The organism is Actinomyces timonensis DSM 23838 (assembly GCF_000295095.1).
Taxonomy (GTDB): Bacteria; Actinomycetota; Actinomycetes; order Actinomycetales; family Actinomycetaceae; genus Actinomyces; species Actinomyces timonensis.
In genome coordinates, this window is record NZ_JH806632.1 from 322,450 (window position 1) to 341,816 (window position 19,367).

At 73.0% G+C, this 19,367-nt stretch carries 19 protein-coding genes; 9 read left to right on the forward strand and 10 right to left on the reverse strand.

The window, feature by feature from the left end:
• Positions 1-1,465, reverse strand: a 1,465-nt coding sequence (locus A1QA_RS13000; RefSeq protein ID WP_154652266.1) for a UvrD-helicase domain-containing protein, incomplete at its 3' end; no start/stop codon positions are given.
• A gap of 218 nt (positions 1,466-1,683) precedes the next feature.
• On the opposite strand from A1QA_RS13000, the gene A1QA_RS0101375 reads away from it, so the two are divergent.
• On the forward strand, positions 1,684-1,899 hold the full coding sequence (locus A1QA_RS0101375; protein ID WP_017177145.1) for a DUF3107 domain-containing protein: 216 nt from the start codon (positions 1,684-1,686) through the stop codon (positions 1,897-1,899).
• A 97-nt stretch (positions 1,900-1,996) separates the two neighbouring features.
• Here the strand turns inward: A1QA_RS0101375 and A1QA_RS0101380 are convergent, their stop codons facing one another.
• The gene (locus tag A1QA_RS0101380; protein WP_017177146.1) at positions 1,997-2,677 is read right to left on the reverse strand and encodes a ferritin-like fold-containing protein; all 681 of its coding nucleotides are present in this window, start codon (positions 2,675-2,677) and stop codon (positions 1,997-1,999) included.
• Positions 2,678-3,076: 399 nt separating this feature from the next.
• Between A1QA_RS0101380 and A1QA_RS0101385 the strand changes: the two genes are divergently transcribed.
• The gene (locus A1QA_RS0101385) at positions 3,077-4,777 is read left to right on the forward strand and encodes a DEAD/DEAH box helicase (RefSeq protein ID WP_017177147.1); all 1,701 of its coding nucleotides are present in this window, start codon (positions 3,077-3,079) and stop codon (positions 4,775-4,777) included.
• A 43-nt stretch (positions 4,778-4,820) separates the two neighbouring features.
• Here the strand turns inward: A1QA_RS0101385 and A1QA_RS0101390 are convergent, their stop codons facing one another.
• The 3 genes from A1QA_RS0101390 to A1QA_RS0101400 are packed head-to-tail and all read right to left on the reverse strand — an operon-like array spanning position 4,821 to position 6,632.
• A complete protein-coding gene (locus tag A1QA_RS0101390; RefSeq protein ID WP_026048589.1) occupies positions 4,821-5,450 on the reverse strand; it encodes a MarC family protein in 630 nt (209 codons plus the stop codon).
• Positions 5,447-6,301, reverse strand: coding sequence for a PHP domain-containing protein (locus A1QA_RS0101395; RefSeq protein WP_017177149.1), 855 nt, complete (start codon positions 6,299-6,301; stop codon positions 5,447-5,449). The genes A1QA_RS0101390 and A1QA_RS0101395 overlap by 4 nt, the downstream gene beginning before the upstream one ends.
• 46 nt (positions 6,302-6,347) lie before the next feature.
• Entirely contained in the window at positions 6,348-6,632 is a 285-nt protein-coding gene (locus A1QA_RS0101400; RefSeq protein WP_017177150.1) for a putative quinol monooxygenase, read from the reverse strand.
• A 106-nt stretch (positions 6,633-6,738) separates the two neighbouring features.
• Between A1QA_RS0101400 and A1QA_RS0101405 the strand changes: the two genes are divergently transcribed.
• Both A1QA_RS0101405 and A1QA_RS0101410 read left to right on the forward strand, forming a co-directional pair.
• Positions 6,739-7,881: a Gfo/Idh/MocA family protein gene (locus A1QA_RS0101405; protein ID WP_017177151.1), complete on the forward strand. Its 1,143-nt coding sequence runs from the start codon at positions 6,739-6,741 to the stop codon at positions 7,879-7,881.
• A gap of 95 nt (positions 7,882-7,976) precedes the next feature.
• The gene (locus A1QA_RS0101410; protein ID WP_017177152.1) at positions 7,977-9,602 is read left to right on the forward strand and encodes an aminopeptidase P family protein; all 1,626 of its coding nucleotides are present in this window, start codon (positions 7,977-7,979) and stop codon (positions 9,600-9,602) included.
• Between the two features lie 80 nt (positions 9,603-9,682).
• Here A1QA_RS0101410 and A1QA_RS13005 read toward each other — a convergent pair whose 3' ends face one another.
• A complete protein-coding gene (locus A1QA_RS13005; RefSeq protein ID WP_017177153.1) occupies positions 9,683-10,333 on the reverse strand; it encodes a VOC family protein in 651 nt (216 codons plus the stop codon).
• A gap of 76 nt (positions 10,334-10,409) precedes the next feature.
• Between A1QA_RS13005 and A1QA_RS0101420 the strand changes: the two genes are divergently transcribed.
• Positions 10,410-11,387, forward strand: a complete 978-nt coding sequence (locus A1QA_RS0101420) for a cation diffusion facilitator family transporter (RefSeq protein ID WP_017177154.1) — start codon at positions 10,410-10,412, stop codon at positions 11,385-11,387.
• A 97-nt stretch (positions 11,388-11,484) separates the two neighbouring features.
• Here the strand turns inward: A1QA_RS0101420 and A1QA_RS13010 are convergent, their stop codons facing one another.
• The gene (locus A1QA_RS13010) at positions 11,485-12,375 is read right to left on the reverse strand and encodes a YflT domain-containing protein (RefSeq protein WP_017177155.1); all 891 of its coding nucleotides are present in this window, start codon (positions 12,373-12,375) and stop codon (positions 11,485-11,487) included.
• A 405-nt stretch (positions 12,376-12,780) separates the two neighbouring features.
• Here A1QA_RS13010 and A1QA_RS0101430 point away from each other — a divergent pair, with 405 nt between their 5' ends.
• Genes A1QA_RS0101430 through A1QA_RS0101440 form a run of 3 tightly spaced genes read left to right on the forward strand, consistent with a single transcriptional unit; the run spans position 12,781 to position 15,859 of the window.
• Positions 12,781-14,073: a magnesium transporter MgtE N-terminal domain-containing protein gene (locus A1QA_RS0101430; protein WP_017177156.1), complete on the forward strand. Its 1,293-nt coding sequence runs from the start codon at positions 12,781-12,783 to the stop codon at positions 14,071-14,073.
• Positions 14,066-14,665: a DUF1003 domain-containing protein gene (locus tag A1QA_RS0101435; protein WP_017177157.1), complete on the forward strand. Its 600-nt coding sequence runs from the start codon at positions 14,066-14,068 to the stop codon at positions 14,663-14,665. Before A1QA_RS0101430 ends, A1QA_RS0101435 begins: the two co-directional genes overlap by 8 nt.
• 51 nt (positions 14,666-14,716) lie before the next feature.
• Positions 14,717-15,859, forward strand: a complete 1,143-nt coding sequence (locus tag A1QA_RS0101440) for an Mrp/NBP35 family ATP-binding protein (protein WP_017177158.1) — start codon at positions 14,717-14,719, stop codon at positions 15,857-15,859.
• A 303-nt stretch (positions 15,860-16,162) separates the two neighbouring features.
• On the opposite strand, the gene A1QA_RS0101445 is transcribed toward A1QA_RS0101440, so the two are convergent.
• On the reverse strand, positions 16,163-17,116 hold the full coding sequence (locus tag A1QA_RS0101445) for a twin-arginine translocase TatA/TatE family subunit (RefSeq protein ID WP_017177159.1): 954 nt from the start codon (positions 17,114-17,116) through the stop codon (positions 16,163-16,165).
• Positions 17,117-17,306: 190 nt separating this feature from the next.
• Here A1QA_RS0101445 and A1QA_RS0101450 point away from each other — a divergent pair, with 190 nt between their 5' ends.
• Entirely contained in the window at positions 17,307-17,942 is a 636-nt protein-coding gene (locus tag A1QA_RS0101450) for an O-methyltransferase (protein WP_017177160.1), read from the forward strand.
• A gap of 172 nt (positions 17,943-18,114) precedes the next feature.
• On the opposite strand, the gene A1QA_RS15205 is transcribed toward A1QA_RS0101450, so the two are convergent.
• Both A1QA_RS15205 and A1QA_RS0101460 read right to left on the reverse strand, forming a co-directional pair.
• Positions 18,115-18,282 (reverse strand): DUF3117 domain-containing protein, encoded by a 168-nt coding sequence (locus A1QA_RS15205; protein WP_017177161.1) that lies wholly within the window; start codon positions 18,280-18,282, stop codon positions 18,115-18,117.
• A 174-nt stretch (positions 18,283-18,456) separates the two neighbouring features.
• Positions 18,457-19,209, reverse strand: a complete 753-nt coding sequence (locus A1QA_RS0101460) for an LOG family protein (protein ID WP_017177162.1) — start codon at positions 19,207-19,209, stop codon at positions 18,457-18,459.
• Positions 19,210-19,367 lie beyond the last annotated feature (158 nt).

The window sequence follows — 19,367 nt, forward strand, 5'->3', positions numbered from 1 at the left end:
CGCCGGTGGCGCCGAGACGGCCGTCGACGGCGGCGCGGGCGGCGTCCAGCAGGGCGGCCGCGGCGGGCTCGGCGCGCAGGAGGACGGCGGGGGCGGAGGCCGCCAGGGGCACGCCGCGCCTCCCGAGCTCACGGGCGACGGCCTGGGCCCGCCCGGCGGAGCGCACGATGACGGCCATCTCACCCCAGGGGGTGGCGTGGTGGATGTGCTCGGCGCGCAGGACGCGGGCCACATGCGCGGCCTCCTGGCTGGCGGAGGACGCGATGAGCGGCTCGATCCCGCTTGGCCCCCCGCCCGGCGTTTGCGTCCCCTGGGCAGCGTCCTGGGGCGCGCCCGCGCCGCGTGGCTCCTGGGAAAGCCTCGGACGGCGGTGGGCGGCCGATCCCGTGACGGGCAGGCGCCCGGCCTGGTCGGCCCACAGGGCCGCGAGCGCGGGGGTGCCGCGGTGCAGGACGCCCAGGCTCATACGGCGGGCGGCCAGCCCGGAGCGGTCCTCGGCGGCGGACAAGAGGCTGGGGGATCCGCCCCGGAAGGTCTCGACAGCGACGTCCGGGTCCCCCAGGACCACGACCTGGGCGCGGTGGCCGCGCTCGTCGGGGCGGGTGAGGGCGGCCAGGAGCCGGGCGGTGGCGGCGGTGCAGTCCTGGTAGTCGTCCACGATGACCAGGCCGGGCACGGGCGAGGGCACGGCGACGCCGTCGGCGTTCCAGGTGGCCAGGGCTTCGGCGGCGCGGTCCTGGAGGCGGGCGGTGTCCATGCGGCGGGTGTCCGCGCGGCGCTCGGCGGTGGGGCGGCCCTGGGCGTCCCAGGTGCGCAGGAGCGCGGAGGCCGGCCCCCACAGGGGGACGTCGAGGGCGCGGCCGAGATCGGCGAGCTCGTCGGCGGTGATGCCGAGCTCCCCGGCGCGGGCGAGGAGGTTGCGCAGCTCGGTGCGGAAGGCGCGCGAGGCGACGGCCTCGGGCGGCAGGCCGGGCCACTGCTCGGGGTGGATGAGGGCGGCCAGCGCGGCATCCTCCTCAGCGCCGGCGAGCAGGACCGGGGCGGGCAGCGGGTCCGGGCGCTGGGTGAGGGAGGCGGTGAGGATGGTCAGGGCGAGGGCGGCGGGTGTGCGGACGCGGACCACTCCCCCGCCCTCAGCGCCAAGCAGCGCGGCGGCGCGCTGGCGCAGGCGGTCCGCGCGGATGCGGGTGGGGGCCAGGAGGACGGCGTCACTCCCCTGCCCGACGGCGCCTGCGAGCATCCGCAGGGCGAGGCTCGTCTTGCCGGTGCCCGGTGCGCCGAGCACAACGATGTTGTCCCCGCTGGCGGCTGCCTCGAGGACGGCGCGGGCGGACTCGTCCGGCTCGGGCAGGGGCTCGGGCGCGGGGGCGGGCAGGAGGCGCAGCGGCGCGGGGCTCACGGCACCGGCAGTGCTGGCCGCGCTCTCAGCGCTGCCAGTACTCGGGGAGGCCTCCTGGATCCGCATGGGCCTATCTCACCACGCCCCACTGACATGAATAGGCACCCGTACGGCTTAAGGGGCGGGGTCGGGATCCCGTCCGCGCGGCGCGAAAAGAGGGCGCCTGGAGCCCCCGCGATCGCCGTCGTGTGGCGCCGGAGCCCTACGATCAGGGGCAGCGCCGCGGGGCCCGCAGGGGCCGCCCGCGCGAGATCCATCCTCACCCCGCTCTCCAAGGAGTCACCATGCAGGTCAGCCTCGGCTTCAAGCACGCCGCCCGTCAGATCGAGATCGAGACCTCCGCCTCCCATGACGAGGTCCTGGGCGCGCTGGCCGACTCGGCCACGAAGGACGTCGTGCTCACGGATGACAAGGGCCGCAAGGTGCTCGTTCCCGCGGGCTCCCTGGCCTACGCCGAGCTCGGGGCCGCCGAGCAGCGCCGCGTCGGCTTCGGCATCTGAGGCCGCTCCCGCGGTCTCGCCGCGTGCCTCACTCCATACTGGACGAGCCCGACGGCCACGCGCCGTCGGGCTCGCCTCATCGGGCCCGCCCCTGGGATCAGACCCTCAGACCCAGGCCCTTCATCCGGCTCGTCGTGCCGGAGGACAGGACGGCGGCCAGGCGGGCGGCGCCCTGCTCGCCGCCGGTGAGCTCGGGGAATCGGGCGAGCATGAGCTGGATCGCGCCGATCTCCTCCCCCGCCACCCGGCGGCCCCACAGTCCCAGCCGGGCGGCGAGCTGGGGGTCGCCGTCGAGATCGGCCATGAGCTCCGCGGCGGCGAAAGCGCCGAAGCGGTCCTCGGACAGGGCCTCCAGGACGGCGCCGCGCACCGTGGGCGGCAGCGAGTCGGTCAGGGCCATCCCGAAGTCGACGAGCAGCCCGAAGGACAGGTAGGTCTTGACCAGCCGCTCGGCCCAGTCGTGGGGCCGGAGGCGATCGTCGACGTCGCCCAGGGAGCCCAGGAAGCGCTCGGCGGCGGCCAGCACGTCGATGCCCTCGTCGGCGCCGATGCGGATGATCGTGTCGAAGGCCCGCACCTTGGCCGCGCTCATGCGCAGCAGCTCGACGCGCGCGGGCATCGCCGGGGCCTTGTCCGCGTCCTTGGCGTAGCGCGTGCAGGCCACGGAGCAGCTGTAGCCGACGACGCCGAGCACGGCGGCGGTGAAGGCGTCGGGTCCGCTGGCGGCAGGGGGCTGGGGCGCCTGGGAGAGGGCTGGGTCAGGAACGGAAGGGCTCATGGGCAAAGCGTAGAGCGAAGGCCCCGCGCCCGTGGCCGGGTTGACGGCGCTGACCGTCGTGACCGGCTTGTCTGGGTCGGCGGGGCGAGCGGCTGTGGCGGCGCCCGCGTGATGTGCCCCACCTACCGGGGGCAATCGAGGCCGGGCAGGCGCTGGGAGGGAGGATGACCGGTAGTCTGCGAGCGTCCACGGTTGCCCGGTCGTCCAGCAGCCTGGTCCCGCCGGCTCGCGAGCCGCGCCCTGAGCGGGACATGATTCACGATCGGCTGCCACATACACGACCGCGCGCGCGGCAGTGGGCCCCTCCGGCCCGGGCCGCGCCGAGCCCGCCTGGCCAGCGCAGGAGCCCCTGCCTCGCCCGCGCGCCCGAGGCCGCGGCACTCATCCATAAGGAACGTCGTGACCGACGAGAACCCCGACATCACCACCCCCGCCTCGGCTGACTCGGCCGCCTCAGCCGCGAGCGCGCCCAGCGCCGGGAGTGCCCCCGAGGCCCCCGCCTCGGGCCTCATCGAGACCGCGGGAGCCCACGCCCCCGTCCTGGACGAGGCCACCCCCGACATCACCGACGAGGGCGCCCAGGTGGACCTCAGCATCAAGTCCTTCGCGGACTTCGGCGTCGAGCCGGAGATCTGCGAGGCCCTGGCCTCCAAGGGCATCATCCACCCCTTCCCCATCCAGGCCCTCACCCTCCCGGTGGCCCTGGAGGGCAACGACATCATCGGCCAGGCCAAGACCGGCACCGGCAAGACCCTGGGCTTCGGCATCCCGCTGCTCATGGACACCCTGGGCCCGGGCGAGGACGGCTGGGACGAGGACCCCGCCTCCGGCAGCCCCCAGGCGCTCATCGTCCTGCCCACCCGCGAGCTGGCCAAGCAGGTCGCCGTCGAGCTGGAGCAGGCCGCCGCCAAGCGCACGGTGCGCATCGTCCAGGTCTACGGCGGTCGCGCCTACGAGCCGCAGATCGAGGCCCTGGAGAAGGGCGCCGAGATCGTCGTGGGCACCCCCGGGCGCCTCATCGACCTCATGGACCGCGCCGTCCTCGACCTCACCCACGTGACCACCGTCGTGCTCGACGAGGCCGACGAGATGCTGGACCTGGGCTTCCTGCCCGACGTGGAGAAGATCCTGGCCCGCACCCGCCCCGACCGCCAGACGATGCTGTTCAGCGCCACGATGCCGGGCGCCGTCGTCGCCCTGGCCCGCCGCTACATGACCCAGCCGACCCACATCCGCGCCCAGGACCCCGGCGACGAGTCGATGACGGTCAAGTCCGTGGCGCAGGTCGTCTACCGCACGCACGCCCTGAACAAGGTGGAGGTCGTCGCCCGGATCCTCCAGGCCGAGGGCCGGGGCCGCACGATCATCTTCGCGCGGACCAAGCGCACGGCGGCCCGGGTGGCCGACGACCTGGCCTCGCGCGGCTTCGCCACCGGCGCGCTGCACGGCGACCTCGGCCAGGGGGCGCGCGAGCAGGCCCTGCGCGCCTTCCGCAACGGCAAGGTGGACGTGCTCGTGGCCACCGATGTGGCCGCGCGCGGCATCGACGTCGACGACGTCACCCACGTCATCAACTACCAGTGCCCCGAGGACGAGAAGATCTACGTCCACCGCATCGGGCGCACGGGCCGCGCCGGGAACGCGGGCACGGCCGTGACCTTCGTGGACTGGGACGACACCCCCCGCTGGCGCCTCATCGCCAAGGGCCTGGGGATGCCGGAGACCGAGCCCATCGAGACCTACCACACGAGCGAGCACCTGTACTCCGACCTGTCGATCCCTGAGGGCACCACGGGCACGCTGCCGCGCTCCAAGCGGACGCTGGCCGGCCTGGACGCCGAGGAGATCGAGGACCTGGGCGAGACCGGCAAGCACGGCGGCCGTGATGGCCGGGGCGCCCGTCGCGACGGCCGTGGCGGCCGAAGTGGTCGCGGCGGCGCCAGGGGCCGTGATGGTCGCGGCTCGCGCTCCCGCGGGGGCCAGGGCGGCGAGCGCCGTCAGTCGTCCCGGCGGGAGGCCGACGGCGAGGCGCCCCGCCGCAAGAGGAACCGCAAGCGCACCCGCGGCGGCAAGCCGACCGGCTCAGGCGACCAGGACTGAGACCCGGACCAGGGCTGATCCCCGGGCCGCGCGCCACTCGGGCTCAGAAGTGCTCGCTGATGTAGGCGGTGACGCCGTCGCCGATCATCTGGACGGCGATCGCGGCGAGAAGGAGCCCCATGACGCGGGTGAGCACGAGGATCATCGCCTCGCCCAGCACCCGGTGAAGGGTGAGCGAGAAGCGCAGGGACAGCCAGGTGATGACGTGGACGGCGATGATCGCCAGAGTGACGGAGACCCAGCCCGCCGTGGGGACGGGCGCGGACTCGACGGCGACCATGGCCGCGACGATCGCACCCGGGCCCGCGAGCAGCGGAGTGCCCAGGGGGACAAGGGCGACGTGGGAATCAGCTGGCTCGGTCTCGGAGGCGCTGTGGGAGTGCTCGGTGAGCAGCTCCAGTGCGACGAGCAGCAGGAGGAGCCCGCCGGAGACCTGGAGCGCGGCCACTGAGATCCCCAGGAGCCCCAGGATGTAGCGCCCGAAGATGGCGAAGGCGAGGATGACGCCGAAGCTGAGCAGCGTTGCCTGGCGGGCGGAGGCGCGCCGCTCGGAGGGGCCCTGGCGGCGGGTGAGCGACAGGAAGATGGGGACGGCGCCGAGCGGGTCCTGGATGACGAGGATCGTCGTGAAAGAGGCGAGGAAGATGGCGGGATTGAAGACGGCGTCCATCACTGGTGGCCCTCCGGGACGATGAGCGGGAGCGCCCCCTCGTCCACGATCCTCTCGAGGAGCTCGGGGGGCATGAGGTTCTCCCCGAGGCGGTTGGGCTTCCCGGCCCCGTGGTAGTCGGAGGATCCTGAGACTCCCAGGCCGAGGCTCTCGGCGAGGCGCTGCGCGGCGAGTCGGTCGGCGGGGCCGTGGTCGCGGTGGTCGACCTCGAGGGCGGCGAGCCCGGCCTCGGCCATGGCGGCGAAAGTCTCGTCGGGAACAAGCCGGCGCTGGCGCTTCGAGGCCCGGGGGTGGGCGGCGACCGGCACGCCCCCGGCGGCGCGCACGAGGGCGCAGGCCTCGACGGGGTCGAGCGCCCAGTAGCGCACGTAGTAGGGGCTGGAGACGGCCAGCGGGCCGGCGAAGGCGGCGTCGCGGTTGGCGAACGAGCCGGCGGCGACGAGCGCGTCGGCGATATGGGGCCGGCCGATCGTGTGCCCGGCGGACTGGGCGAGCACGTCCTCCCAGGTGATGGGGTAGTCGACGGCGATGCGCTCGACCATGCGCTGGGCGCGGGTGGACCGGGAGTCGCGGGCGTGGGCGAAGGCCTCGGCGAGGGCCGCGTTCTCGGGGTCGAAGAGGTAGGCGAGCAGGTGGAGGGTGACGCCGTTCGCGGCGCAGGAGATCTCCGTGCCGCGAAGGAGGGCCACGCCCGTGTCGTCGACGGCGGCCGCGGCCTCGGCCCAGCCGGAGGTGGTGTCGTGGTCGGTCAGGCCGACGACGTCGAGGCCCGCCGCTGCGGCTGCCTGCATGAGCTCCGCCGGGGTGTCCGTGCCGTCGGAGCAGGCGGAGTGGGTATGGGGGTCGATGCGCACCGGCCAAGTCTAGGCGGGCGGCGCGGGAGCGGAGCGCGCCTGCCGCTCAGACGGCCTCGTACTGGGTGATTGACGGCTCGGCGTCGCACAGCTCGACGAGCGCGGGGACGAGGGTGGTGAAGTGGGGCGAGGCGTTGTGGGCCTCGATGGCGGCGTCGTCGGCCCAGCCCTCGAGGAAGGTGAGGACGGTGGGGTCCTGGCGGGACTGGAGGAGCTCGTAGGAGACGTTGCCCTCCTCGGCGAGGGAGGAGGCGACGAGCTCGCCGGCCCTGGCGATGAACTGGTCCACGGCGTCGGCCCGGACGGAGAAGGTGGCGATGATGCTGATCATGAGGAACTCCTGCCTGACATGCGATGGAGCCTCGACGCTGGCACGGCCGCCTCGCTCGGCCGCGCCAGCGGTGACAGGGGCCCGGCTGAGTGGAACAGTTGGGGGCATGAGCCCAGCGAGCACCAGCCGCACCTCCCCCGACGTCGTCGCCCCCGGCACATCCCGCCTCAACGCCCCCACTGGCGCGCACAGGAGCCCCACCCCTGAGCGCCCGGTGCGCTTCGGCGTCGTCGGCGCGGGGTTCATCGCCACCTGGTTCGCGCAGGCCGTGGCCGCCGAGCCCGCGGCCGAGATCGTCGCCGTCACCTCGGCCCGTCCCGAGCGCGCCGCCGCCTACGCCGCCAAGCACGGCGTCCCCCGCACCCACGCCACGCTGGAGGAGATGCTCGCCGCCCACACACCGGGCTCCGCCGACCCGGTCGACGTCATCTACATCGGCTCGCCCAACTCCCTGCACGCCTCCCAGACGATCGCGGCCCTGGAGGCCGGGTACGGCGTGCTCGTGGAGAAGCCCTTCGCGCTCACCCCCGCGCAGGCCCGTGCCATGGCGGCCACCGCCGAGCGCACGGGCGGCTTCCTCATGGAGGCCTGGCAGACCGCCTTCGAGCCGGGCACCGCCGCCATCCGTGCCGCCCTCCCCCGGCTCGGGGCGCTGCGCCGCGCCACGCTGGTGCGCGAGCAGTTCTCCTCCCGGATGACCGCCTACCGCGCCGGTGAGCTGCCCCCGGCCTTCGACCCGGCGCGCGGCGGCGGCTCGCTCATGGACCTCGGCATCTACCCGGTGAGCCTGGCCATTCACTTCCTGGGCCGCCCGGACCGCGTCACCGCCACAGCCCAGCTGCTGGACTCCGGCGTCGACTCCCACGGCACCGTCGTCCTCTCCTACGACTCCGGCGAGCACGCGGGCCTGGAGGTCGCCTGCCTGCACTCCAAGACCTCGGCGAACGCCCTGGGCAGCCAGATCGCCGGGGAGTCCAGCGCGCTGCTCCTCGACCACTGCCAGTGGCCCGAGCGCATCAGCCTCGTCACCGCCCCGGGCTCGGACACGGAGGCGCGCGAGGATCTGTCCGTCACCCGCTCGGGCGAGGTCATGGGCCCGCTCCTGGCAGAGGTCTGCCGGCTCGTCCGCGCAGGCGCGCGCGGCTCGGACCTCCACCCCGTGGCCTCCTCGGTGACGGCGATCGAGGTCCTGGCCGAGGCCCGCGCGCAGATCGGTGTGCGTTTCCCCGACGACGACACCGAGGCCTGAGCCGGGAGGCCTGGGCCCATGCTCCGCTCACCGGCCGGGAGGGCCCTTCCTCCCGGGGCTGGGCGAGCGCCGGGCCGCGGTGGGAGGATGCCCCCATGAGCCAGTCCCCCGCCGAAGCCAGCCCCCAGCAGCCCGCGACCCCCGCCACCTCCAAGGCCTCCGCGAGCGCTCCCGCCGCGAGCGCCGCCGCCCCGCAGTCCCTCGCCCAGCGCGGCAACAACCGCTCCCGCCAGCCCACCAACCAGGCCTTCCGCGACTTCATCGGCTCGGGCTGGGGGCCGCGCCCCGCCGAGCTCCCGCCCCGGAGCGAGGCGGCCGACTGGGCCGCCGCCCGCCGCGCGGCCCTGGGCGCTCAGTTCCCCGGCGAGCGCCTCGTCATCCCCGCCGGCCCCCTCAAGGTCCGCAACAACGACTGCGACTACCGCTTCCGCCCACACTCGGCCTTCTCGCACCTGGCGGGCACCGGCACCGACTTCGAGCCCGACGCCGTGCTCGTCCTGGAGCCCCTCACCCCCGCTGGCGCCCCCGCCCCTGAGGGAGCGCCCACGCATGAGGGCGTCCTGTACTTCCGGCCCCGCGCCTCGCGGACCTCCCAGGAGTTCTACGCCAACCCCCGCTACGGGGAGCTGTGGGTGGGCGCGCGCCCCTCCATCGAGGAGGTCGAGGCCGTCACCGGCATCCGCTGCGCCCATATCGATTCCCTCGGCGATGCCCTGGCCAAGGACGCTGGTGCCGACGGCGTCCAGCTGCGCGTCATCGCCCAGGCGGACGAGGCCATCACCGCCCTGGTGGACTCCACCCGCCAGGCCGCGGGGCTCGCCAGTGGGCAGGCGGCGAGCGAGGTGGACGACCGCCTTCTGGAGGCCGCGAGCGAGCTGCGCCTGCGCAAGGACGAGTGGGAGATCGCCCAGATGCAGGCCGCCGTCGACGCCACGAAGGCCGGCTTCGACGATCTCATCCGCTCCATCCCGCGCGCGGTGGGCCATTGGCGCGGCGAGCGGGTGCTCGAGGGCGCCTTCGCCGCGATCGCCCGCGAGGAGGGCAACGGCCTGGGCTACGACACGATCGCCGCGGCCGGCGACCACGCCAACACCCTGCACTGGATCAACAACGACGGCGCCGTGCGCCCCGGCGAGCTCGTGCTCGTGGACGCCGGCGTGGAGATCGACTCGCTCTACACCGCGGATGTCACCCGCACGATCCCCGTCGACGGCGTGTTCACCGAGCCGCAGCGCCGCGTCTACCAGGCGGTTCTCGACGCCGCCGACGCCGCCTTCGCCCGTGCGAACGAGCCGGGCTGCCGCTTCAAGGACGTCCACAGCGCCGCGATGGAGGTCATCGCCGCCCGCCTGGAGGAGTGGGGCCTGCTGCCCGAGGGCGTGACCGCGGCCGACTCCCTGGGGCCGGATGGCCAGTACCACCGCCGCTGGATGGTGCACGGCACGAGCCACCACCTGGGCCTCGACGTCCACGACTGCGCGCAGGCCCGCCGCGAGATGAGCATGGACGCCGTCCTGGAGCCGGGCATGGTCTTCACCATCGAGCCGGGCCTGTACTTCCGCGCCGACGACCTGCTGGCCCCCGCCGAGCTGCGCGGCATCGGGATCCGTATCGAGGACGACGTCGTCGTGCGCCCCGATGGGAGCGTCGAGCGGCTGACGGCGGGGATCCCGCGCACGGTCGAGGAGGTCGAGGCCTGGGTGAGCGGTCTCATCGCCTAACGCGCTCCGCTGGCCCCGCCCCGCGCCCCACTCGGCACGATGGGCGGGGCCGGGCGCGAATCGGCCAGGCCAGCGCGGCTTCAGTCGGGCAGGGTCCGCTCCAGCCGGTCCCCGCTGAACTCGCTGCCATTGTCGAAGATGACCCGTATGTCCCCGGGCGCTCGCACGACGGCGAGGACGCCGTCGTCGCAGAGGCCGGCGATGCGCACCCGGGCGCCGTCCTCCAGGGGGAGCTCGACGCGGGCGATGGCGCGGATGCCGTTGGGGTGGGTGAAGTCCCGTGGGCGCGGGTCCTCGGAGAAATGGGTCATGAAGAAGGGGAGCCCGAGGTCCTCGGGGAAGAAGGCGCGGTAGTGGAGGTGGCGGCCGTGGGTGTCGACCCGTGTGGGCGCCACTCGCATCCCGCGGGCGCCGAGGAGTTCGACGACCTCGTCGAACTCCTCATCCTCGCCCTCCAAGCAGACGGCGCACAGCCCCTGAGGCCCGTCCTCCCAAGCGACGAAGCGCCTGATCGCCCGGCCGCTGGCCGTGGGGACCGCCGATATGAGGCGCAGGAGCGGCCTCGGGAGCGTGCGCACGAGGAGTTCCAAGTAGGGGCCCTCGGAGAAGTAGACGAGTGCGTTCCTCGGTTTTCTCGCGCTCCCGTACTCGACGGCGAAGCCCCGCTGGCGGAACTCCCGGACCGCGGCGTCGAGATCCTGTACCCAGTAGATGACGTGCCCCGTGCGCATACGCCCACGATACCGCCCACCTCCTTAGGTTCCCCTAAGCCCTTGATTCATAAAACACTTTTGATAATATCGGGTTGTGACCTCCTCGCAGCACCCCGGCGCCCGCGCCGTCCCAGACCCCCACGGACGCGGCCACTCCCACGGGCACGCGCACACGCATGACCACACGGCGGGCTCCTCGCGGCGGCGCCTGGCCATCGCGCTGGCCCTGACCTCGCTCGTCCTCGTCGCCGAGGCGATCATCTCCGTGTTCACCGGATCGCTCGCCCTCCTTGCCGACGCGGGCCACATGCTCACTGATTCCGCGGGGCTCGTCATGGCGCTGACGGCGGCGCACCTGTCCACCCGCCCGGCCACGGACCGCAGCACGTGGGGGCTCCGCCGCGCGGAGGTCCTCGGGGCCGCGCTCCAGGCGGGGATGCTGGGCGTCGTCGGTGTGGTCGTGGCCGTCCAGGCGGTGCGCCACCTCATCACAGCTCCCCCGGTGGAGGCCCATGGGATGGCGGCGATGGGCGTCATCGGCCTGGTCGCGAACATCGTCGCCCTGCTGGTGCTGGCGGGCGGGCGCGGGCAGAGCCTCAATATGCGGGCCGCGTTCCTGGAAGTCCTGGGGGACGCGCTTGGGTCCGTCGGGGTGATCGTCGCGGCCGTCGTCGTGGCGCTCACGGGCTGGAACCGGGCCGACGCCGTGGCCTCCCTCGTCATCGTGGCGCTCATCGTGCCCAGGGCGGCGGTGCTCCTGCGCCAGGCGATGCGCCATCTCATGGACTTCACTCCCGAGGACCTCGATCTCGCGCAGGTGCGGGCGCATATGTCCTCCGTCGAGCACGTCGAGGCGGTCCACGACCTGCACGCCTGGACGGTGGCCTCGGGGCTGCCCGTGCTCACCGCGCATGTGGTGGTGCGCGACGAGTGCCTGCGCGACGGGCACGCCGCGATGATCCTCGACCGCCTCCAGGAGTGCGCGGCCGAGCACTTCCCGGTGCGGATCCAGCACTCGACCTTCCAGATCGAGCCCGTCTCCCACCTCGAGCACGAGCCCGCCTACTGCTGAGGCAGGCGGGTCGGGCCGGGCGCGACGGCGGTTGGCGACGGCGCTGATGTCGGCACAGGCGGGCCGGGCCGCCCGCGGCTTGGGCCGGCGCGGTCGCTCAGCGGCGCAGGTAGGGGTCGTAGTCCTCGGGCACCGGGGGCTCGTCCTGGCCGGACTTCTCAGAGCCCTCGGCGGTACCAGGGGTTCCGGGCGCGCCGGTGGTGGCTGGAGCGCCGAAAGCCCCAGGAGCGCCAGCGGCTCCGGAGACTCCGGGAGTCCCGAGGGCACTGCCGTAACCCGGGACAGCGGCAGAGGCGTCCATTCCTGTACCGACTGCGCCACCCGTGCCACCCGCGCCGGCTGCACCACCCGCGGCAGAGGCATCAGTGCCCGGCTGGACACGCACGCCGAAACGCGGCTGCTCGTCCGGGCGCGAGCCGAAGGCCGTGGGGCCATCGCCGGACTCGGCGCGGGCACGGCGTCGCTCCTCGGCACGGCGCGCGGCCTGTCCGCCCCGGCTCAGGTTGCCCGGCGCGTCGGACAGCGCCCGGGCGGCCTCCTGGGCGCGGTCCGAGGCGAGGATCGAGTAGCGCGAGGCCACAACCTGGCTGATGGAGGTGAAGTCCCGCCGCCCGCGCGTGAGCCCGTAGCCGACCACCTGGAAGAGGATCCCCCACACGACGCCCAGCAGCACGGCTCCGATGAGCATCGGCGCCGTCGTCGCGCTGCCGATGAAGCTCATCATGAGGGCGAAGAACACGCCGATCCACAGCCCGGAGCCGGCGCCACTGGCCACGGCCCTCCCCCAGCTCATGCGGCCGGTGATGCGCTCGACCTGCCGCAGATCCGTGCCGACGATCGACAGCAGCTGGACGGGGAATCCCCCATCCGACAGCGAATCGACGGCGTGCTGCGCCTGCGCGTAGGTGGCGAAGGAGGCGATCTCCTCCCCGGTGGGCAGCGCGCCCCCGCGGCCGGCGGTCATGACAGGACCCATCTGCATGCTCATGGCCCCATCGTCCCATGACTGCCGCCGACAGGCCGAGCCCAGGACGGCAGGCGCGCAGGGCGATCCGCTCTCAGCGGCAACGCGGCCCCGCGGGAATACCGGGCCGGTGCCGCGCGCGATGCCGGGCCCGCCGCCGAGTTCGTCGCTTTGATGCCGACTTCGTACCCTTACCCACCTGTGATCTCTCATGACTTCTGGGAGTCCCGGATGTCATGACTTCTGGGACGGTTGGCCGGGACGCTGTGGGGCATGGGTTTTGCGTTGCCGCCATCATCTTCACCGTCGGCTACTAACGCTTCCTGCGGAGCCATCAGTAGAGGCAGGGCAGGCCGGCACAGTTCTCTTCCCGCGCCCCTTCTCCGCCCTTCCAGGGCCGTCCAACCCCGGCACCGCTAGGCTGTGCCTGTGGAGAACTCCAGGACGCGCAGCACAAGCAGGGTCTTCGTGGCCCGACTCGTCGGCACGACCGTCTTCGATCCCCTCGGGGATCCCGTCGGCCGTGTCCACGACGTCGTCGTCCTCATCCAACTGGGCGGCGAGCCCCGCGCGGTGGGCTGCGTCATCGAGGTGCCCGGGCGGCGCCGCGTCTTCCTGCCGCTGTCGCGCATCACGGCGATCGAGCCGGGCGCGGTCATCACCACGGGCGTGGTCAACATGCGCCGGTTCGAGCAGCGCAAGGTGGAGACCCTCGTCGTCGGCGAGCTCCTCGACCGCGTCGTCACCCTCAAGGACGGCACAGGCACCGTCGAGATCCGCGACGTGGCCATCGAGCGCGACGCCGGCATGGACTGGAAGGTCACCCGCCTGTTCGTCCAGCGCGCCTCCTCGGGGCCCCTGGGCCTGCGGCGCGGGGAGACCACCACGGTCCGCCCCGACGAGGTCACGGGCCTGGCCGGCGGCATGGAGCAGCAGGGCGTGACCGCGCTCCTGGCCACCCTGGAGGACCTCAAGCCCGCGGACCTGGCCGAGGCGCTGCGCGACCTCCCCCACGCCCGCCGCGTCGAGGTGGCGCGCGAGCTGCCCGATGACCGCCTCGCCGATGCCGTTGAGGAGCTGGGCGATGACGATGCCGTCGCCCTCCTGTCCGCTCTGGAGTCGGCGCGCGCCGCGGACGTCCTGGAGGCCATGCAGCCCGACGACGCCGCCGACCTCGTCGCCGAGCTCCCCCAACTCAAGGCCGACGAGCTCCTCGAGCTCATGCAGCCCGACGACGCCGCCGACGTGCGCCGCCTCATGCGCTACGACGAGTACACCGCCGGTGGCCTCATGACGACCGAGCCGATCATCCTGCCGCCCGAGGCCTCCGTTGCCACGCTGCTGGCCCAGGCCCGCAAGGCGGAGGTTCCTCCCGCGCTGGCGGCAGTGGCCTTCGTGTGCCGCCCGCCCCTGGAGAGCCCGACGGGCATGTACCTGGGCATGGTCCACCTCCAGCGGGCCCTGCGCGAGCGCCCCCAGCAGATGGTCGGGCGCATCCTGGACAAGGACCTGGGCGCCGTGGGCCCCACCGACTCCATCGGCACGATCACGCGCCTGCTGGCCACGTACAATCTCACGGCCATGCCGGTATGCGATGAGGCCGGGCGCCTCGTGGGCGCGGTGAGCGTCGACGACGTCCTCGACCACCTCATGCCCGATGACTGGCGCGAGGCCGACGACGCCGTCACCGACGAGATCATCGAGAGGAGCGCCAATGCCTGAGCAGCTCGACCAGCCCTTGGACCAGGGGCGCTCCCGCTGGACGCGCCGGCTGCGCCCCCGCCGCTCCTCCCGCTCCGACGCCTTCGGGCGCTTCGCCGAGGCCACCGCCCGCTTCATGGGCTCGCCGAGGTTCGTCCTGTACATGACGGTCTTCGTCGCCACCTGGATCATGGCGAACGTCGCTCTGGCCAGCGTGTCGAATGCCTGGGACCCCTACCCCTTCATCCTGCTCAACCTGGCCTTCTCCACCCAGGCCTCCTACTCGGCCCCCCTCATCATGCTGGCGCAGAACCGCCAGGACGACCGCGACCGCGTCACCGCCGAGCAGGACCGCCAGCGCGCCGAGCGCAACCTGGAGGACACCGAGTACCTCACCCGGGAGATCGCGGCGCTGCGCCTGGCGATGAACGACGTCGCCACCCGTGACTTCGTGCGCGGCGAGCTGCGGGACATGCTCTCCGAGATCCTCGCCGAGGAGCGCGCCATCCGCGAGGAGATCTCCGAGCTCGGCGACGACGAGCACGCCGAGGGCGATGAGCCCGCAGCGCCAGCCGCGCCCGCAGCGCCAGGCGCCGGGGCGAGCACGATCTGACACCGCTGGCCCCGAACTGGCGCCTGGGGTGCGAGCCCGTAGGATGAGGCTATGTCGATGCCCACTGAAGAGGCCGTCCGCGAGGCGCTCGCCCGCGTCAACGACCCGGAGATCCGCCGTCCCATCACCGAACTCGGAATGGTGGACTCCCTCGAGATCTCGCCCGACGGCGTCGTGAGCGTCCACGTGCTCCTCACCGTGGCCGGCTGCCCGCTCAAGGACACGATCACGGCGGACACCACGCGGGAGGTCGGCGCCGTCGAGGGCGTCACCGATGTGCGCGTGAGCCTGGGCGTCATGACCGACGAGCAGCGGGCCGCCCTGCGCTCCCAGCTGCGCGGCGGCGCGGCCGAGCCCGTCATCCCCTTCACCCAGCCCGGCTCGCTCACCCGCGTCTACGCCGTCACCTCCGGCAAGGGCGGCGTCGGCAAGTCCTCGGTGACGGCCAACCTCGCCGCCGCGATGGCCGCGCAGGGCCTGAGCGTCGGGGTCGTCGACGCCGACATCTACGGCTTCTCCATCCCCCGGATGCTCGGCTCGGAGCAGGTGCCCACCCAGCTCGACGGCATGATCGTCCCGCCCATCGCGCATGGCGTGAAGCTCATCTCCATCGGCATGTTCGTCGATGACAAGCAGCCCGTGGTGTGGCGCGGCCCCATGCTGCACCGGGCGGTCCAGCAGTTCCTCTCCGATGTGTTCTGGGGGGACCTCGACGTCCTCCTCCTCGACCTTCCCCCCGGCACCGGGGATGTGACGATCTCCGTGGCGCAGCTGCTGCCGAACGCGGAGATCCTCGTGGTCACCACGCCCCAGCAGGCGGCGGCGGAGGTGGCCGAGCGCACGGGCCTCATCGCCTCCCAGACCAAGCAGCGTGTGGTGGGCGTCATCGAGAACATGTCCTACCTGACGCAGCCCGATGGCTCCCGGCTGGAGATCTTCGGCTCCGGCGGCGGGCAGGCCGTGGCCGGCTCCCTGACCGAGACCCTGGGCTACGACGTGCCGCTGCTCGCCCAGCTGCCGCTGGACATCAAGCTGCGCGAGGGCTCGGACGCCGGCGTGCCCGCGACCATCGGCGACGCCGGTCATGCGCCCGCGGACGCCCCCGCCGCCCAGGAGCTGGCCGCGGTGGCGCAGAAGCTGTCCCATCGCTCCCGAGGCCTGGCCGGCCGCCCCCTCGGCGTCACCCCCGCCTGACCCCGCCGTCCCCTCCCTCTCGCCGAGACCGGGCGAAAACAGGAGCGAAACCGGGCGAACAGCACGGCGAGACCGGTTCGGGAGCGTGGTTCACGACGCTCGCATGGCCGACGGCGTGCCCCAGTCGGGTGCTTCTCGCATCGACGGGTGCGGCCAGCACCGGTGGATGCGCGCAGCACCGAGGGGCGCGTTCTCACCGCACCTCTCGGTGCTCAGCGCACCTGTCGGTGGAGGATGTCGCCGTCGGTGCTCAGCGCACCCGGCGACGCACCGCGAGTGGACAGGATGAGCGGTCAGGCGCCCTCAGTCGACGGCGACGGCGGCCGCATCCTCGCGCGTGCGGGCGGCCTCCTTCGCGGCGCGCACGATGTCGCGTGGGGAGAGCGGACGCGGAGCGCTGGGCGGCACCGCTGACGCCGCTGCGGGTTCCTCCACCAGTGACGTCGGAACGTCCACTGGAGCAGCCGTGGGCTCAGCAACAGGCTCGACGGCGGCGGGCTCAGGAGTCGCGGGCGCGGGAGCCGCAGCCTCGGGCTCGACATCGGACACAGGCTCATCCTCGGCAGCTGGCTCTGTAGTAGCGGGCTTGTCCTCGACAGCAGACTCGGCCTCGGGCACCCCCGGAATCGGCGCCGGCTCAGCACTCGGCCCGTCCTCAGCGCCCTCGGGGTCCGCGGCAACGCCGTCGGCGCTCTCGGAGCCTTCCTCCGCGCTCGCCGCCTCGGAACCCGCCTCGACTCCCGCCTCCGCCTCAGAGGCTTCCCCCGGAGCGGCCGCAGACGCGTCCACCTGCGGGAGCTCGGCGGTGGCGGCCTCGGCCTCCTTCGCGGCCTCGGCGGCGGCGAGGGCCTCGGCCTTCTTCTCCTCGATCTTGTTGGCCAGGGAGTTGGCCCGGTCCTTGTCCCGCGCCTCCTTGACGGAGGCGTCGATGGCGTCGGTGGTCTCCTTGGCGGCATCCTTGACCGCCTTGAAGGGCGACTGGAGGTCCTTCTTGATGGCGTCGATGTCCTCGCCCAGGGCGTCGCGCACGATCTTGCGCGGGTCGTACTGGCGCGGGTCGAGGCTGGACAGGTCGAGGTCGGCGAGCTCGGGGCCGACCTCCTCGGCGATCTGGGTCTTGGTGCTCTCCAGGAAGACGCGCAGCTGGCGGACCATCTGGGTGAGCTTGCGGGTGTACTCGGGCAGCCTCTGGGGGCCGATGACCACGACGGCCACCAGCAGGAAGACCACGAACTCAGATGAGGAGAATCCCAGCACGAGGCGAGTATAGAGAGCGCGGGCCCCGTTCCCCTCATGCGTCCGCTCCCGGCTCACCGCGCCGCGCGCCACACTCGGGGCACGACGGCGGGTCGGGCGGGGATTTCCCCAGGCTCCTGGGACAATGCGGTTGATTGCCGCGCTAAGGGCGCGGCGAGCGCACGCTTCACCGCCATGGAAGGGACTCACTGTGAGCGCGGACAAGACTCTGACCTGGTCCTACACCGAGGAGTTCCCCTATGAGGACGAGATGACGGCCCAGGCGCGCCTGCGCGGTATCGAGCTCGGCACATCCCCGGTCTCCCCCGCCACCGGCGCCGCCCTGCGCACGCTCGCCGCCGCCGCGGGCGCGAAGTCCGTGGCGGAGATCGGCACGGGCACGGGGGTCTCCGGTCTGTGGCTCATGGCCGGCATGGGCGCCGATGGCGTGCTGACGACCATCGACGTCGAGGCCGAGTTCCAGCGGGAGGCGCGCCGCGCTTTCGACGCCGCCGGGTACTCCGGCCACCGCACGCGCATCATCCAGGGGCGCGCCTCCGATGTCATGCCGCGCATGGCGGCGGGCTCCTACGACATGGTCGTGCTCGACGTCGACCCGCAGGACGCCGAGGACCTGCTCCAGGACGCGCTGCGGATGCTGCGCGCCGGGGGCTCTCTCGTCATCACCCACGCCCTGTGGCGCGACCACGTGGCCGACCCCGCGCGCCGCGACGTCGTGACAGTGGCCGCGCGCGAGCTGGGCAAGACCCTCCGCGACGCCGATGGTCTGCTGGCCTCGCTGCTCCCCGTGGGCGACGGGCTGCTCGTGGCCGTGCGCCGGAGCTGAGCGCGTCGACGGCGCGAGCCGCGCTGAGAGAGCCGCGGCCTCGACGCTGGCCGGCGCGAACCGCGACACGCCCCTCGGGGCGAGGCCCGCCGACGAAGAGCTCGGAGAGCCCCGACATAGAGGAAGGACCGCCCCATTGTGGGAACGGTCCTTCTCCGACGCGGTGCGCCGGTCAGATCTTGACGGTGGCCAGCGCCTCGCTGAGGGCCTTGATCTCGTCAGGGGTGATCTCGACGACCAGGCGGCCGCCGCCCTCGAGGGGCATGCGCATGATGATGGCGCGTCCCTCCTTGACGACCTCCAGGGGGCCGTCCCCGGTACGGGGCTTCATGGCAGCCATATGCTTCCCTTCCATCGTGCTCGCGCGGTTCCGCCCGCGGTGCTGCCTCTCATTCTAAGGCATGATTTCGCGCAGCACGATAAGTAGGACGCAGGGCCCAGGGGCGGGTGCGCCCCCTCCTCGAATGGCGCGAGCGCGCGATTCCCCACCACCCGGCCCCAGCCGGACCCGGCCTCACTCGGGCGAGGTGGGCCGGATCCTCTGAGCGCCGGCGACGACGTAGTCGACCGCCTCGGCGGCGGTGTCGACGACGCGCAGCAGATCGAGGTCCTGCGGGGCGATCATCCCCTCGGCCAGGAGCGAGGAGCGGATCCAGTCGATGAGACCTCCCCAGTAGCCGCGCCCGACGAGGACGACGGGGAAGGACTCGACCTTACGGGTCTGGACCAGCGTGATGGACTCGAAGAGCTCGTCGAGGGTGCCGAAGCCGCCGGGCATGACGACGAAGCCGTCGGAGTACTTGACGAACATCGTCTTGCGGGCGAAGAAGTAGCGGAAGTTGATGCCGAGGTCCACGTACTCGTTCATGGCCTGCTCCATGGGCAGCTCGATGCCGAGCCCCACGGACAGGCCGCCGGCCTCGTAGGCGCCCTTGTTGGCGGCCTCCATCATGCCCGGGCCGCCGCCGGTGATGACGCCGTAGCCCGAGCGGACCAGTCCCGCGGCGATCTCCTCGGCCAGGAGGTAGGCGGGATCGTCCCGCCTCGCGCGCGCCGAGCCGAAGACGCTGATCGCAGGCCCGATCTCCGCCAGGGCGCCGAATCCCTCGGTGAACTCGGACTGGATGCGCAGCACCCGCCAGGGGTCGGCGTGGAGCCAGTCGGCGCCCTCGGGCGCGGACAGCAGGCTCGCGTCGGATGTCTGCTGGGGGATCTGCGTGCCCCGCAGGAGGACGGGGCCCTTGCGATAGGTCTGGCGGTCGGTCATGCCCGCATTTTGTCATCACCGTGCCATCGCAGTGCCATCACCGTGTCGTCACCACGTCTTCACGCAGGCGACGAGCCCTATGTCACAGGTGCGCCACAGCCCATGACCAGCAAGATCAGATGTTGTGGGAGGTGCCACGCATGAATGCCATCACCTTG

Coding starts and splice junctions, on each gene's coding strand:
- A1QA_RS0101440 (WP_017177158.1), top strand. CDS start 14,717: ATGTCGATGCCCACTGAAGAGGCCGTCCGCGAGGCGCTCGCCCGCGTC.
- A1QA_RS0101400 (WP_017177150.1), bottom strand. CDS start 6,632: ATGATCAGCATCATCGCCACCTTCTCCGTCCGGGCCGACGCCGTGGAC.
- A1QA_RS0101460 (WP_017177162.1), bottom strand. CDS start 19,209: ATGACCGACCGCCAGACCTATCGCAAGGGCCCCGTCCTCCTGCGGGGC.
- A1QA_RS0101410 (WP_017177152.1), top strand. CDS start 7,977: ATGAGCCAGTCCCCCGCCGAAGCCAGCCCCCAGCAGCCCGCGACCCCC.
- A1QA_RS0101405 (WP_017177151.1), top strand. CDS start 6,739: ATGAGCCCAGCGAGCACCAGCCGCACCTCCCCCGACGTCGTCGCCCCC.
- A1QA_RS13010 (WP_017177155.1), bottom strand. CDS start 12,375: ATGAGCATGCAGATGGGTCCTGTCATGACCGCCGGCCGCGGGGGCGCG.
- A1QA_RS0101435 (WP_017177157.1), top strand. CDS start 14,066: ATGCCTGAGCAGCTCGACCAGCCCTTGGACCAGGGGCGCTCCCGCTGG.
- A1QA_RS13005 (WP_017177153.1), bottom strand. CDS start 10,333: ATGCGCACGGGGCACGTCATCTACTGGGTACAGGATCTCGACGCCGCG.
- A1QA_RS0101380 (WP_017177146.1), bottom strand. CDS start 2,677: ATGAGCCCTTCCGTTCCTGACCCAGCCCTCTCCCAGGCGCCCCAGCCC.
- A1QA_RS15205 (WP_017177161.1), bottom strand. CDS start 18,282: ATGGCTGCCATGAAGCCCCGTACCGGGGACGGCCCCCTGGAGGTCGTC.
- A1QA_RS0101375 (WP_017177145.1), top strand. CDS start 1,684: ATGCAGGTCAGCCTCGGCTTCAAGCACGCCGCCCGTCAGATCGAGATC.